This window comes from Dinoroseobacter shibae DFL 12 = DSM 16493, assembly GCF_000018145.1.
Lineage (GTDB): Bacteria > Pseudomonadota > Alphaproteobacteria > Rhodobacterales > Rhodobacteraceae > Dinoroseobacter > Dinoroseobacter shibae.
Map to the genome: position 1 here is coordinate 1294231 of NC_009952.1, position 13368 is coordinate 1307598.

Below are 13368 nucleotides of genomic sequence, written 5' to 3' on the forward strand. Positions count from 1 at the left end.
CTCAGTACCCCCGCTCGTCGCGGTACATCTTCACCAGAAAGCCGGTGATGAAGACCATCATGATCAGGAAGAGCACCACCGCGATGGCCGCGCCATAGCCCATGCGGAAGCCGTATTCCGACAGCGCCACCTCGAACATGTAGAAGCTGAGCACGCGGGACGAGCCGAACGGGCCACCCTGCGTCATGATCGAGATCAGATCGAAGCTGCGCAGCGCGCCGATGATCGTGACCACGAAGGCGATGAAGGTCGCCGGGCGCAGTTGCGGCAGCACAACGTGCCACAGCATCCGCCAGCCCTTGGCGCCATCGAGGCGCCCGGCCTCGATCTGCTCGGGGTCAACGGCGTTCAGGCCGGTCAGGTACAGGATCATGCAATAGGCGGTCTGGGGCCAAAGCCCGGCAGCGATGATGCCGATGGTGACGTAACGCTCATCCCCCAGAACCGCGATGGGGCCGAGGCCGACCCAGCCGAGCATCGTGTTCAGCATGCCGAAATTCGGGTCGTAGAACCAGGTGAAGACAAGGCCCACGACAACCTGGCTGATCACGAAGGGAAAGAAGAACAGGGACTTGTAGAGCCGGATGCCCGTCACGGTCTGGTTCAGGAAGAGCGCGATGAACAGCCCCGCCGGGATCGCCAGCAGGTAGAGCGCCAGCCAAATGATATTGTTCTTGAGCGAGGTATAGAACGCATCGTCGTAGCGCAGCTCGTCATAGTTGCGCAGGCCGACGAATTCCGGCTCCCCCAGCCCGTCCCATTCCAGCAAGCTGATCTGGAAGGATTGGAAGATAGGGATGATCACGTAGACCGCGAAAAACAGGATGCCCGGGATCAGGAACAGGATCGGGGTCAGGGCCTGCTGATTGCGGTGCCACCAGCTGCCGCCAGCCAGCGACCGAACTTCGGAAAGATCAGAAGAGGTCATGGGCGTGCTCACCGTTCGGTGGTGGGGTGGGCGTCCCCGGGAAATGCCGGGAACGCCCCTTGGGTGAGTGGTGGTGGTCAGTAGACGCGCTGGCGGACCCGCTCCATCCGCTCCAGGATGCGGTCGAGATTGTCGGGTTTCACCATGAATTCCTGGAAGCCCTCCATCCCCGCCTTGGCCATCTCGGCGGGCGCGTCACGGTCGAAGAACTGTGCCAGTGCGTAGGCGTTCGAGAGCATGTCGAAGCCCTCTTTCAGGAACTTGTCGTCATCCACGCTGGCGGCCTTGTGCACGGGCAACTGGCCGAGCTGGTCGCCCGCGTTGATCTGTGTCTGGACCTCGGGAGAGGTGACATACCGCAGGAAGGCGCGGGCGGCTTCCTTGTTCGCGGCCTGGGCGGGGATGTGGAACGTGTCGGTCGGCGCATCCTCGGCCTTGGGGATGCCTGGGGTGATTTCGACGAATTGATAAAAGCCCAGCTGGTCGTCGCCGAGCCCGGCCTCGCGCAGATGCGAGACCGCGAAATTGCCCATCAGGTAGGCGGCGGCTTCGCCCCGGACCATGAAAGGCAGGGCTTCTTGCCAGCTGTAGGTCTGATGGTTGTCGATGAAGGCGCCCATATCGATCAGCTCGCGCCAGTTCGCCATGGTCTGGCGCACCCGGTCGTCGGTCCAGGCGACCTCGCCGTTGGTGAGCGCCATGTGGAACTCGTAGCCATTCGTGCGCAGGTTGAGGTAGTCGAACCAGCCGCCCGCGGTCCACAAGAACTTGGTGCCGATGGTGTAACACTTGATCCCGTTTTCCAGCAGAGTCTGGCAGTTCGCCTTTTCCTCGGCCCAGGTGGTCGGCTCGGTCAGGCCGAGGTCGTTATAGATGTCCTCGCGGTAATACACGCCCCATTGGTAGTAGGTATAGGGCACGCCCCATTGCTTGCCGTCGATGGTCATGGACGGCTTGGTCGACGCCAGATTTGCGGATTTCTCGTCATCCCAGAGGTCCGAGATATCCTCGAAAAGCCCGGCCTCGACGAAGGGCAGCATCCGGTTGCCCGCGTACCAGTTGGCCACATCCGGCGTGTTGGCCGTCAGGAAGTTGCGGATCTGCGTCTTGTAGGCCTCGCGGTCGATGATCGTCAGCTCGATGTCGAGATCGGGGTGCTGCTCCTGAAACCCGGCGACGAGACCTTCCATGGTGGCGCGGGGAGCCGGGTTCGACATATCCGAGAAAATCTTCAGCTCGCCGGTCAGCTCGGCCGCCGCGGGCACCGTGAAGGCGACAGACGTGGCAAGCGCGGCCAGAAGCGATTTCGTGGATGGGCGCATGATATCCTCCCTATGGTCTCATGCAGTGGCCGGTCTCATTATTTGAAACCATGTTTTATATGTTGAAATCATGGCCCCGCTGGTCCTAACCTGTCAACAGCTTTCCACCGCAAAGAGTGGCGCGACAGGGAGGAGACCCGCATGACCGGTGGCGGGACTGCAGATGGGACCGTCGGCAAGGCCCTGGCCGTGCTGGACCAGGTGGCGGCGTTCGGTCGCCCGGTCCGGTTTGGCGAGCTGCTGGCGGCCAGCCCGTTTCCCAAGGCGACCCTCTACCGGTTTGTGCAGACCCTCACGAGCCAGGGGATGCTGGCGTTCGATCCGGAGCGTCAGACCTACGCTCCGGGCTTGCGCCTGGTGCGGCTGGCCCATGCCGCGTGGGAGCAAAGCGCGCTCGCGCCGATTGCCAGGGACCATCTCGACGCCCTGAGCGCGGAGCTCGGCGAGACGGTGCATCTGGCGCAGCTCGACAATGCACAGGTGCTCTATGTCGACAAGCGCAACGCCGCCAAGCCGGTGGAGATGTTCTCCCAGGCGGGCAAGGTCGGTCCGGCATACTGCACCGGGGTCGGCAAGGCGATGCTGGCCTTTCTGCCCGATGCCGAGCTCGCGCCGATCCTGGATCAGCAGTCCTATCACGCGTTCACGCCCCACACCTTGACCTCGGCAGCGCAGTTGCGCACCGATCTGGAGAAAACCCGGGCGCGGGGCTACGCGCTGGACCGGGAGGAGCATGAGCCCGGGATCATCTGCGTCGCCCTGCCGATCCTGAGCCAGACCGGCCGGGTCCTCGGGGCGCTGTCGGTCACGAGCACTACCACGCGCATGTCGCTTGCCGAGCTCGAAGGCCACGCGCCGCTGATCGGCCAAGCCGCCGGCCGGATCGCGGCCGAGGCGGAGACCTGGCGCTTTCCGGATGCGACCGGGCCGCGTTTGCAGCACGAAACCCGAGCCTAGAGGGAGGGGCAGCCCATGTCCGGGATCACATTACGGGGCGCCGTCAAGCGGTACGGTGAAACGCAGGTCGTGCATGGCGTGGACCTGTCCATCGCGGATGGTGAGTTCTGCGTCTTTGTCGGCCCGTCCGGCTGCGGCAAGTCCACCCTGTTGCGGATGATCGCCGGGCTGGAAGAGACCAGCGAAGGCAGCATTCATATCGGGGCGCGGGATGTCACCCGGCTGGATCCGTCCGAACGCGGTGTGGCGATGGTGTTTCAGACCTATGCGCTCTATCCCCATATGACCGTTGCGGAAAACATGGGCTTCGGGCTGAAGATGAACGGCGTGCCCAAGGCGGAGATCAAGGCCAAGGTGGCCGCCGCCTCGGAGATCCTGAAGCTGGATGATTACCTCGCGCGCAAGCCCAAGGCCCTGTCGGGCGGGCAGCGGCAGCGTGTGGCGATCGGTCGGGCCATCGTGCGCGGCCCGGAGGTGTTCCTGTTCGACGAGCCGTTGTCCAACCTCGATGCGGAGTTGCGGGTCGAGATGCGGGTGGAGATCGCGCGCCTGCACAAGGAGATCGGCGCCACGATGATCTACGTGACCCATGACCAGGTCGAGGCGATGACGCTGGCCGACAAGATCGTGGTGCTGCGGGCCGGCCGGGTGGAGCAGGTGGGCGCCCCGCTGGAGCTCTACCGCGACCCGGACAACGTGTTCGTGGCGGGGTTCATCGGGTCTCCGGCGATGAATTTCCTCGATGGTCGGATCGAGAACGACGCCGTGCATCTCGCCGGGCTTCCGCCCCTGCCGGTGCCGGGTGCCGCGGGCCGGTCGGGTCCGGTGACTGTGGGGGTGCGTCCGCAGCACATCGCGCTGGAGCCCGGGGGGGACGGGTATCTGGTGGAGTTGACGGAGTCCCTGGGCGGGGTGTCGTACCTCTATCTGCGTGGGGCGGACGGCTCCAGGCTGACGGTGGAGGCGGGCGAGGAAGACCCGATCGCCGAGGGCACGCCCGTGGGGCTGTCCCTGGCGCCGGACCGGGTCATGCTGTTCGAGGCGGAGACCGGCCAGCGCCTGCGCGGCTGATCCGGCTCAGCGCTGGGGAAACTTGGTGTAGATCGCAGGTTTGCCATCGATCCATCCCGGCGAGTCCGACGCTGCGCTTTGATCGGCGGCGGAGGCGCGCCGTCTCTGCCGTGCGGCGGAAATTTTGCGCATGACAATATGCTTGGCCGCCAGGATCGCCGCCAGAACGAGGGCGAGTTGCAGAAGGCTCCCCACCAGGCTCAGGCAGGTGTCCGGTCCGACAGCATACAGCCAGTAGGCGAGGATACCGACGCTCTCGCGGCACTCATAAACTTGCAGAAGGCTGGGTTCCATCTCGGGCTCCGTAGGGGGGGATGCCCGTATCAGCCTGCACCGTGAAATGGACCATATATGGGCAATGGTAGGGCAGGGAGGACGGCCCGCCGGCATGCGCTGGGCGTTTTTGCGTGCCGGGTGACCCGCGGGAGGCGTGATTCTCCCGACCTGAGGCGACCCGCGCGCCTTGCGCGCGCGGGATCTGGCGCAAATCCTGCCTAGAAATGAAGCTTTGGCAGCCGTTGTCGCCGCCCCAGGCTGCAGGTTGTTGCGCTGCAGCGAAGTTTGCGCGCGCAGAAAGTCTGATTTCGCCACCGGCCTTCAAAGGGGGGTATGTTCAACACAGAGCAGGACGCATGCGTTCTGTTTCGGTAAAGACCTCGTCTGGCAATGCCTGCGCTTGCAGGCCTCCTCCTCCCCTCTTCGAGCGCGGGCATTGACCAGATGGGCGTCCGCCGCGCCATCGGACCCTACCAGCTCAGTGGCACTCCGGTGAGCGGCGGCGCAAGATCGTCCTGCAGTCCGCGGACACGGCTTGTTCCGCCAAGCGGATAGCGTTGGATCTTTCGGAACCAGCCGTGCTGGTCTTCTCCGAGCAGGGTGAGCGACCGGATGACGAAGGGGCGGGGCAGGTTCGGCTCGATGATCGGACGCAGGATCGAAAACACCCTCGCCTGTTCCTCAGGCAGCACGCCATCGGTGATCTGGAATTGCAATTCGAATGGCGCTTCCGACGGCATATCGCACGCAGCGCGGGGCGGAGTACTGCGGGCGGATCGCGCTGGCGGCGCGTAAAACCTGTCGAAAACACCCCGCACCGTCGTGGCGACCTGCCGCAACTCGGGCGATCCCCGAAGCGGCACGATACACAGACCCGCCCGGCGGCGCGCCATGCGCAGGGCCGGCAGCTTGATCGGGCCGAAATAGTCCGCGATCGCACGGACGGTATGGTGCAGATCGAGCGGGCTGTGACCCCGGGCGAGGCGAAAGGGCGCGAGGATCGGCGCCTGGAACCCGAAGCGGCGGTGGCGTCCGATCAAGGCCAGCGGTGCGCGGGGAAGTTTTTCGATGTTCAGCAGGGCCGATTCAGTGCGGCTGTCCACGTCCCATCCGAACCAATGCTTGCCGAGCACGGCGAGGTCACTGCCGGGTTCGGGCACGCAACTGAGTGCGAAACTGACGTATCGGTGCATCTCCGGCCCTCCTCGGCGGGATGACACTTCGGTGATAGCGCAGATCGGCTTTCTTTGCAAAAGCGCTGAAAGACGGCTTGAACTTCTCAATAGTTCGAGTATTCATGAATTATGGAATCAATAGATGCCACCCACGCTTTCGATGCGCTGAGCCATCCCGCACGGTTGGAGGTATTCCGCCTGTTGGTGCGGCGCGGGCCGAGCGGGGTGCGCCCGTCCGACATTGCCGCGGCCTTGGGACTCAAGCCCAATACCTTGTCGGTCTACCTTGCGGCGCTGCAGGCCGCGGGGCTGGTTGCCTCCCAGCGGGCGGGTCGGGCGGTGCTCTACCGGGCGGAACTGCGCCGGGTGGGCGCGTTGGTGGATTACCTCGTCGATGATTGCTGCCGGGGACGGCCTGACCTGTGCAGCACCCACCTGGACATGACACCGATGTCGCGCGACGGGGCGGCGCGTGAGGCCCCGTTTCATGTGCTTTTCCTCTGTACCGGAAACTCGGCCCGGTCGATTTTCGCCGAAGCGCTGCTGACCGAGCTTGGCGGGGCGCGCTTCGTGGCGCATTCCGCTGGGCTTGATCCGGCCGCCGGTCTCAACCCCCGGGCGGTCGAGGTCTTGGAGCGGGCAGGCCACGACGTCTCGAGCCTGCGCGCCAAGCCCGTGTCCGAGTTCCAGCGATCCGATGCGCCGCGGATGGATTTCGTCTTCACGGTCTGTGACCGGGCGGCGAACGAGCATTGCCCCCCCTGGCCGGGCCAGCCGATGACGGGCCATTGGGGCCTGCCGGACCCGGTCGCCGCCCAAGGGACCGAGGCGGAGAAATCTCTCGCCTTCGCCCAGACCTACGCCCAGATGCGCCGCCGGATCGAAGGTTTCGTGGCCCTGCCGCTGCAATCTCTGGACCGACTGGCACTGCAACAGCGCCTCGATGAGATCGGGCGGCGCCCATCTTTCCAAAGCCGAGAGACACTGACATGACGACACCGCGCCCGAGAGTCGCGCTCAACGGCCTTGGCCGGATTGGAAAACTCGTGCTGCGCGCGTTTTTCGACGAGGGGTTGGAGGCCGATCTGGTCCTTCTGAACGACCCCGTTGCAACACCGGAACAGCACGCGCTGCTGCTGGAGTTCGACACGGTGCACGGCCGTTGGGAGGCGGTGATCGCCCATGACGCCGACAGCCTGACGATCAATGGCACCTCTGTGCGCTTGACCCAAGCTGCGCGGATCGAAGATCTGCCCTTGCGCGAGATGGGCGTGGACGTGGTGCTGGATTGCACGGGCGTGTTCAAGACCGCCGCGAAGACCGCGCCCTATTTCGATGCAGGCGTCAGGAAGGTCGTGGTGTCGGCACCGGTCAAGGACGGCGGCGCGGTGAACCTGGTCTACGGGGTCAACCACGACTTGTACGACCCTGCGGCACACCGGCTGATCACGGCGGCGAGTTGTACGACCAATTGCCTGGCGCCCGTGGTCAAGGTCCTCCATGAAGGGATCGGACTCCGGCACGGGTCGATCACGACGATCCACGATGTGACCAACACCCAGACCATCGTCGACCGCCCGGCCAAGGACATGCGGCGCGCGCGGTCGGCGCTTAACTCGCTGATCCCGACGACCACCGGGTCCGCGACCGCGATCACCCTGATCTACCCGGAACTGAAGGGGCGGCTGAACGGGCACGCGGTGCGGGTGCCTTTGCTCAATGCCTCCCTGACCGACTGCGTGTTCGAGATGGCGCGCGAAACCAGCGTCGAGGAGGTCAACGGGCTTCTCAAGGCGGCCTCTCAGGGGGCTCTGGCGGGCATCTTGGGGTACGAAGAACGCCCGCTCGTTTCCGCCGACTACACCAATGATCCGCGCTCCGCGATCATCGATGCGCCAAGCACGATGGTCGTCAATGGCACGCAGGTGAAGGTTTATGCCTGGTACGACAACGAGTATGGCTATGCGTGGCGTCTGGCGGATGTGACGCGCATGGTGCTGGAAAGCCTGTGAAGCGTCCGGTCCCGGACGGGCTGCGCGCCTACCTGGCGGTGACGGCGGCCTACTGGGCCTTCATGCTCACCGACGGGGCGCTGCGGATGCTGGTGCTGTTGCACTTCCACACGCTGGGCTTCTCGGCGCTGCAGCTGGCTTACCTGTTTCTGCTCTATGAATTCATGGGAATGGTCACCAACCTGAGCGCGGGCTGGATCGCGGCGCGGTTCGGGCTGGCCAGCACGCTCTATGCCGGGCTGGCGATCCAGATCGCGGCGCTGGTTGCCCTGGCACAACTGGATCCGGGATGGAGCGTTGCGGCCTCGGTCGCCTTCGTGATGGCGGTGCAGGGGGCGTCGGGCGTTGCCAAGGACCTGTCCAAGATGAGCGCGAAATCCGCGGTGAAAGTGCTGGCGCCCGCTGGCGATGGGGCGCTGTTTCGCTGGGTCGCGGCGCTGACCGGGTCCAAGAACGCGGTCAAGGGGCTTGGCTTCCTGCTGGGAGCGGCGCTTCTGGCGATGGTGGGGTTCGTGCCTGCGGTCTGGGTGATGGCGGGGATGCTGGGCCTGGTGACGCTGCTCCTGGCGCTATTCATGCCGCCGGGGCTGCCACAGGGGGGCAGGGGCGCGAAACTGCGGGATGTGCTTTCCACCGACCCACGGGTGAACTGGCTGAGCGCGGCGCGGATGTTCCTCTTCGGGGCGCGGGACGTATGGTTCGTGGTCGGCATCCCGATCTATTTCTACAGCGTGCTGTCCGATGGTAGCGTCGCAGGCAACCGGGCCGCATTCTTCCAGATCGGTGGGTTCATGGCGCTCTGGATCATCGGCTACGGCGCGGTGCAGGGCTTCGCGCCAAAGATCCTGCGCGCCCGGCAGAAAACCGATGCCGAGATCATCCGGCTGGCGCGGGTTTGGGTGGGTATCCTTGCCTTGATCCCGGCTGCCCTTGCGGGCCTTGTGGTGCTGGCGGGTGGGGCCGCGCCCTGGCTGACGGCCAGCCTCGTGCTCGGGTTGCTGGTCTTCGGGGTGGTCTTCGCGCTCAACTCGGCACTGCATTCCTACCTCATCCTCGCCTTCACACGGACGGAACGCGTGACCATGGATGTTGGTTTCTACTACATGTCGAACGCGGCGGGGCGGCTGATCGGGACGCTCCTGTCGGGGCTGAGCTTTCAGCTTGGGGGACTGCCGCTCTGCCTTGCCACGGCGGCTGTCATGGCGGGGCTGAGTTGGCGCGCCGCGGCACGGCTCGGCCGTCTGCCGCCGAGGTCGCTTGCATAATCCACAGACCGCCCCATCTGTGATCGAGACGGCCCCATAAAAACCTTTGGATTGATCGGGGTATGACATGGCAGACGTGAGCTCACAACACGCGGCAGAGGCGGAGGCGTCCTTCGGGGATTGGTCGATGACCCGCATCCTCGATTGCGCGATGGATGTCTCGGACCGCGAGGATGTCTGCGTGGGGGATATGATCGCGGCCTTCGGGCCCGCGAGTTTCTTGCCACTGCTGCTGATGCCTGCGATGCTCCTCGTGTCGCCACTGAGTGGAATCCCCTTGTTTTCAAGCTTTTGCGCGGTGTTGATCATCCTAGTGGCAACGCAGATGGTCGCTGGACGCAGCTGCGTATGGTTGCCGGACTGGGTCAAGCGCCGCAGCCTGTCGGGGCAACAGTTGCGCAAGGGGCTGGTACGGGTCCGGCCGCTGGCGGCCTGGTTCGACCGCAATGCGCATCGGCGCATCGGCGTACTGTTCCGGCGGCCGATCTGGTATGTCCTGCCCCTGAGCTGTGTCGGGCTGGCCGCGATGATCCCGTTTCTCGAACTGGTGCCGTTCTCGTCGTCATTGCTCGGGCTTGCGGTGGTGTTCATCAGCCTCGGGATGCTGACCCGGGACGGGCTCTGGGTGCTGGCCGGGATGGTGCCGTTCATAGGTGCCCTGACCATCGTGTCGAAAGTGCTGACCTGATCGGGGCGTTCTAGGCGTCCTTGGTGAGTGGCCGGCCCTGGACGACCCAGTCCGAGAACCTGTCCTTCCCATGCGCGGCGGCGAACCCCAAGTCCTGTCGCGTGGCCACGGGCAGGACCGACCACAGGCCCGAGGTGCAATGGGCGGCGACGCGCTTGTCCTGCCTGAACACACCCTCGAAACATGGGCTGTCCGGGTCGACCCGGAACGCGTTCATCCCGCGCGTTGCATGGAAACTGCCGCGGATGTCGCCGTTGCCCTCCCAACTTGCTTGACCGGGGAAGGCTGGCATGATCCCTGCGCTACGGAAATCACCTGGGCAAGAAGGAGCTGAGCCATGTCGCAAACACCGCTGGCATTGATCACCGGGGGGGCGCAGGGGATCGGATACGCCTGTGCCGAGGCGCTCGCCGCTGAGGGCGCGCGGATCATCCTTGCGGACATTCAGGACAGTGTGCAGGAGGCTGCGGCGCGCCTCGGCGGTGCGGGATACCTGTGCGACATGGGGGATGCCGCGGCGGTCGGCGCGTTGTTCGACCGGATCGAGGCGGAGCACGGCGCGGTCACCTACCTTGTCAACAACGCGGGGATCGCGGCGCCGGGCGACTTTCTCGATTATGATCTGGCGACCTTCGACCGGGTGCTCGATATCAACCTTCGCGGCGTGTTCGTGGCCACCCAGCGGGCCGGGCGCAGCATGGTGGCACACGGCATCAAGGGGGCTGTCGTGAACATGTCCTCTATCAACGCGCAGGTGGCGATCCCGTCGATTCCGGCCTATTGCGCCTCTAAGGGCGGGCTGATGCAGCTGACGAAGGTCGCGGCCCTTGCGCTTGCCCCCCACGGCATCCGCGTGAACGCGGTCGGGCCGGGGTCCATCGATACCGAGATGATGGCGGGGGTGAATGCCAACCCGGAGGCCATGAACATGGTCCTGTCGCGCACGCCCCTGAAACGGGTCGGGACCGCGCAGGAGATCGCGAACGTGGTCGCATTTCTGTGCTCCGACAAAGCCAGCTATGTCACGGGCGAGACGATCTATGTGGACGGAGGGCGCCTGGGCCTGAACTACACCTGCTGAGCGGGGGCGCGACAAATGCTCCGGGTGGCTTGAGCTTCCAGTGACTGGAAGCCTTATGGTAGGCTCAGCAGAAGGAGCGCCCCACCATGTCCGAACCCATGACCGTTTCGCTGTCCCTTACGGGAATGACCTGTGCGTCCTGCGTCGGGCGGGTCGAGCGTGCCCTGGCCGAACGCCCTGGTGTGCGCGATGTGTCGGTGAACCTGGCTACCGAGACCGCGCGGATGACGCTGGCGCAGCCGGATGCCTTGCCGGATCTGGTCGAGATGCTGACCACCAGGGGATACGCGCCGCGGGAGGCCACCATTTCGTTGCGCGTGGCCGAGATGTCCTGCGCCTCCTGCGTCGGGCGGGTGGAGCGGATCCTGCAGGCGGAGCCGGGTGTTCTGGAGGCCTCGGTCAACCTGGGCACCGAAACCGCGACCGTGCGGGTGCTCGACGGGGTGACTAGCCCTGCACGGCTGATCGCGCGGTGCAGCGAGGGCGGGTTTCCCGCGCGTTTGGCGGCGACCGATGAAGCGCCCGCCCGTGCGCAGCGCCAGCGGGACGAAGCCGAGGCGATGGCGCGCAGGGTGGCAGGGGCCGCGGCGCTGGCCCTGCCGGTCTTCATCCTGGAGATGGGCAGTCACATGGTGCCCGCCTTTCATCACTGGATCATGGCGACCATCGGGATGCAGACCTCGTGGCTTCTGCAATTCGTGCTGACCAGCCTGGTTCTTTTCGGCCCCGGGCGGCTGTTTTTCGTCAAGGGCGCGCAAAGCCTTGCCCATGGGACGCCGGACATGAATGCGCTGGTGGCGCTGGGGACCGGAGCGGCCTGGTCCTATTCGGTGGTGGCGACCTTCTTCCCCGCGCTGCTGCCAGAGGCGAGCCGTGCGGTCTATTTCGAGGCTGCCGCGGTGATCGTGGTGCTGATCCTCGTGGGACGCTGGCTGGAGGCGCGCGCCAAGGGCCGCACCGGGGCCGCCATCGAGGGCTTGCTCGGTTTGCAGGTCAAGACCGCCCGGTTGATCCGGGGCGACGACATCGCCGAAGTGCCGGTAGAGGCGCTGGGGCCCGGGGACCATGTTCTGGTGCGCCCGGGGGAGCGGTTGCCGGTCGATGGCACCGTGATCGCGGGCACGAGCAATGTGGACGAGAGCATGATCACCGGCGAGCCGATGCCCGTACCGAAAGCCGCTGGCGCCGAGGTGACGGGCGGCACGGTCAACGGCACCGGCAGCCTGAGCGTCGCGGTTACGCGCACGGGGGGCGACACGGTGCTGGCGCAGATCATTCGTATGGTCGAACAGGCCCAGGGCGCCAAGCTGCCGATCCAGGGGCTGGTCGACCGGGTGACCCTGTGGTTCGTGCCGATCGTCCTGGGGATCGCGGCGCTGACGGTCGCGGTCTGGCTCGCGCTCGGGCCGGGGCTGGGTTTTGCGCTCGTGGCCGGGGTGTCGGTGCTGATCATCGCGTGCCCCTGTGCCATGGGCCTGGCGACGCCGACCTCGATCATGGTCGGCACCGGCCGTGCGGCGGAGATGGGGGTTCTGTTCCGCAAGGGCGATGCGCTGCAGGCGCTGGCGGATGTGGACATGATCGCGCTCGACAAGACCGGCACCGTGACCGAAGGCCGTCCCGTGCTGACCGACCTCGAACTTGCGACAGGCTGGGCGCGCGCCGAAGTGCTCGCCCTGATGGCGGGGGTCGAGATGGCGTCGGAGCATCCCGTGGGCGCGGCGGTCGTGCGCGCGGCCCGCGGCGAAGGGGTCGTGCCCGAGAGGGCAACGGATGTTGAAAGCCACACCGGGCGCGGTATCTCCGGCACGGTGTCGGGGCGGCGCGTCCTCGTCGGCACCGCCCGCCTGATGGCGGAGGAGGGGGTCGAGACCGGGCGGTTGGCCGAACGGGCCGCCGCCCTCGCAGAGCAGGGCCATACGGTGTTCTTCGTCGCGGTCGAGGGGGCACTGGCGGCGATTGCCGCGGTCTCCGACCCCATAAAGCCGACGAGCAAGGCAGCGATTGCTGCGCTCAAGACGCAGGGCGTTGATGTCGCGCTGATCACCGGGGATAACGAAGGTACCGCCCGCGCCGTGGCCCGTGCCGTCGGCATCGACCACGTGGTGGCGGGCGTTCTGCCCGAGGGCAAGGTCGCCGCCCTCGAAGCGATGCGCGCCGAGGGTCGCAAGCTGGCCTTCGTCGGCGACGGAATCAACGACGCCCCGGCACTGGCCCATGCGGATGTGGGTGTGGCGATCGGGACGGGCACGGATATCGCGATCGAGAGCGCGGATGTGGTGCTGATGTCCGGGGACCTGCGCGGCGTGGTCAATGCGCGCGACGTGTCGCGGCGGACCATGCGCAACATCAAGCAGAACCTCGGCTGGGCCTTCGGCTACAACGCCGCGCTGATCCCGGTGGCGGCCGGGGTGCTCTATCCGGCGTTCGGCATCCTTCTGTCGCCGATCTTCGCAGCGGGGGCCATGGCGCTGTCGTCGGTGTCGGTCCTGGGCAACGCGCTGCGGCTGCGCCGTGTCCGCCCGCAACAAAGCATGGACACCCAGGGCCCGCAGGGCGCCGTGGCCGCGGAGCCGCAACCGGCGGAATGAGG

13 protein-coding genes are annotated in these 13368 nt (G+C 65.9%); 8 read left to right on the forward strand and 5 right to left on the reverse strand.

Features of this window, described 5'->3' with window-relative positions:
- Position 1: 1 nt before the first annotated feature.
- Together DSHI_RS06360 and DSHI_RS06365 are read right to left on the reverse strand one after the other, a co-directional pair.
- Positions 2-928, reverse strand: a complete 927-nt coding sequence (locus DSHI_RS06360) for a carbohydrate ABC transporter permease (protein WP_012177919.1) — start codon at positions 926-928, stop codon at positions 2-4.
- 77 nt (positions 929-1005) lie between these two features.
- Positions 1006-2250: an ABC transporter substrate-binding protein gene (locus DSHI_RS06365; protein WP_012177920.1), complete on the reverse strand. Its 1245-nt coding sequence runs from the start codon at positions 2248-2250 to the stop codon at positions 1006-1008.
- A gap of 141 nt (positions 2251-2391) precedes the next feature.
- Here DSHI_RS06365 and DSHI_RS06370 point away from each other — a divergent pair, with 141 nt between their 5' ends.
- Complete coding sequence (locus DSHI_RS06370) at positions 2392-3207, forward strand: IclR family transcriptional regulator (protein WP_012177921.1); 816 nt, start codon at positions 2392-2394, stop codon at positions 3205-3207.
- Between the two features lie 15 nt (positions 3208-3222).
- Positions 3223-4278, forward strand: coding sequence for an ABC transporter ATP-binding protein (locus DSHI_RS06375; protein ID WP_012177922.1), 1056 nt, complete (start codon positions 3223-3225; stop codon positions 4276-4278).
- 6 nt (positions 4279-4284) lie between these two features.
- On the opposite strand, the gene DSHI_RS06380 is transcribed toward DSHI_RS06375, so the two are convergent.
- Both DSHI_RS06380 and DSHI_RS06385 read right to left on the reverse strand, forming a co-directional pair.
- On the reverse strand, positions 4285-4572 hold the full coding sequence (locus tag DSHI_RS06380) for a hypothetical protein (protein ID WP_012177923.1): 288 nt from the start codon (positions 4570-4572) through the stop codon (positions 4285-4287).
- 452 nt (positions 4573-5024) lie between these two features.
- Positions 5025-5747: a DUF1045 domain-containing protein gene (locus DSHI_RS06385; protein ID WP_012177924.1), complete on the reverse strand. Its 723-nt coding sequence runs from the start codon at positions 5745-5747 to the stop codon at positions 5025-5027.
- Positions 5748-5858: 111 nt separating this feature from the next.
- On the opposite strand from DSHI_RS06385, the gene DSHI_RS06390 reads away from it, so the two are divergent.
- The 4 genes from DSHI_RS06390 to DSHI_RS06405 all read left to right on the forward strand — a co-directional run bounded on the left by DSHI_RS06390 (position 5859) and on the right by DSHI_RS06405 (position 9694).
- A complete protein-coding gene (locus tag DSHI_RS06390) occupies positions 5859-6722 on the forward strand; it encodes an arsenate reductase/protein-tyrosine-phosphatase family protein (protein WP_012177925.1) in 864 nt (287 codons plus the stop codon).
- Positions 6719-7741, forward strand: a complete 1023-nt coding sequence (locus DSHI_RS06395) for an ArsJ-associated glyceraldehyde-3-phosphate dehydrogenase (RefSeq protein ID WP_012177926.1) — start codon at positions 6719-6721, stop codon at positions 7739-7741. The genes DSHI_RS06390 and DSHI_RS06395 overlap by 4 nt, the downstream gene beginning before the upstream one ends.
- The gene (gene arsJ / locus DSHI_RS06400) at positions 7738-9006 is read left to right on the forward strand and encodes an organoarsenical effux MFS transporter ArsJ (RefSeq protein ID WP_012177927.1); all 1269 of its coding nucleotides are present in this window, start codon (positions 7738-7740) and stop codon (positions 9004-9006) included. Before DSHI_RS06395 ends, arsJ begins: the two co-directional genes overlap by 4 nt.
- Positions 9007-9073: 67 nt before the next feature.
- Positions 9074-9694 carry an exopolysaccharide biosynthesis protein gene (locus tag DSHI_RS06405; RefSeq protein WP_012177928.1) on the forward strand — a complete coding sequence of 207 codons (621 nt, stop codon included), beginning with the start codon at positions 9074-9076 and terminating at the stop codon, positions 9692-9694.
- Between the two features lie 10 nt (positions 9695-9704).
- On the opposite strand, the gene DSHI_RS06410 is transcribed toward DSHI_RS06405, so the two are convergent.
- Complete coding sequence (locus tag DSHI_RS06410) at positions 9705-9986, reverse strand: rhodanese-like domain-containing protein (RefSeq protein ID WP_012177929.1); 282 nt, start codon at positions 9984-9986, stop codon at positions 9705-9707.
- Positions 9987-10031: 45 nt separating this feature from the next.
- Between DSHI_RS06410 and DSHI_RS06415 the strand changes: the two genes are divergently transcribed.
- The gene (locus DSHI_RS06415; protein WP_012177930.1) at positions 10032-10775 is read left to right on the forward strand and encodes an SDR family NAD(P)-dependent oxidoreductase; all 744 of its coding nucleotides are present in this window, start codon (positions 10032-10034) and stop codon (positions 10773-10775) included.
- A gap of 86 nt (positions 10776-10861) precedes the next feature.
- The gene (locus tag DSHI_RS06420; protein WP_012177931.1) at positions 10862-13366 is read left to right on the forward strand and encodes a heavy metal translocating P-type ATPase; all 2505 of its coding nucleotides are present in this window, start codon (positions 10862-10864) and stop codon (positions 13364-13366) included.
- The last annotated feature ends 2 nt before the right edge of the window (positions 13367-13368 follow it).

Bases quoted from the DNA above. Each gene is read 5' to 3' on its own strand.
- DSHI_RS06360 (WP_012177919.1), bottom strand. From the start codon at position 928: ATGACCTCTTCTGATCTTTCCGAAGTTCGGTCGCTGGCTGGCGGCAGC.
- DSHI_RS06420 (WP_012177931.1), top strand. From the start codon at position 10,862: ATGTCCGAACCCATGACCGTTTCGCTGTCCCTTACGGGAATGACCTGT.
- DSHI_RS06405 (WP_012177928.1), top strand. From the start codon at position 9,074: ATGGCAGACGTGAGCTCACAACACGCGGCAGAGGCGGAGGCGTCCTTC.
- DSHI_RS06390 (WP_012177925.1), top strand. From the start codon at position 5,859: ATGGAATCAATAGATGCCACCCACGCTTTCGATGCGCTGAGCCATCCC.
- DSHI_RS06380 (WP_012177923.1), bottom strand. From the start codon at position 4,572: ATGGAACCCAGCCTTCTGCAAGTTTATGAGTGCCGCGAGAGCGTCGGT.
- DSHI_RS06375 (WP_012177922.1), top strand. From the start codon at position 3,223: ATGTCCGGGATCACATTACGGGGCGCCGTCAAGCGGTACGGTGAAACG.
- DSHI_RS06415 (WP_012177930.1), top strand. From the start codon at position 10,032: ATGTCGCAAACACCGCTGGCATTGATCACCGGGGGGGCGCAGGGGATC.
- DSHI_RS06410 (WP_012177929.1), bottom strand. From the start codon at position 9,986: ATGCCAGCCTTCCCCGGTCAAGCAAGTTGGGAGGGCAACGGCGACATC.
- DSHI_RS06370 (WP_012177921.1), top strand. From the start codon at position 2,392: ATGACCGGTGGCGGGACTGCAGATGGGACCGTCGGCAAGGCCCTGGCC.
- DSHI_RS06365 (WP_012177920.1), bottom strand. From the start codon at position 2,250: ATGCGCCCATCCACGAAATCGCTTCTGGCCGCGCTTGCCACGTCTGTC.
- DSHI_RS06385 (WP_012177924.1), bottom strand. From the start codon at position 5,747: ATGCACCGATACGTCAGTTTCGCACTCAGTTGCGTGCCCGAACCCGGC.
- DSHI_RS06395 (WP_012177926.1), top strand. From the start codon at position 6,719: ATGACGACACCGCGCCCGAGAGTCGCGCTCAACGGCCTTGGCCGGATT.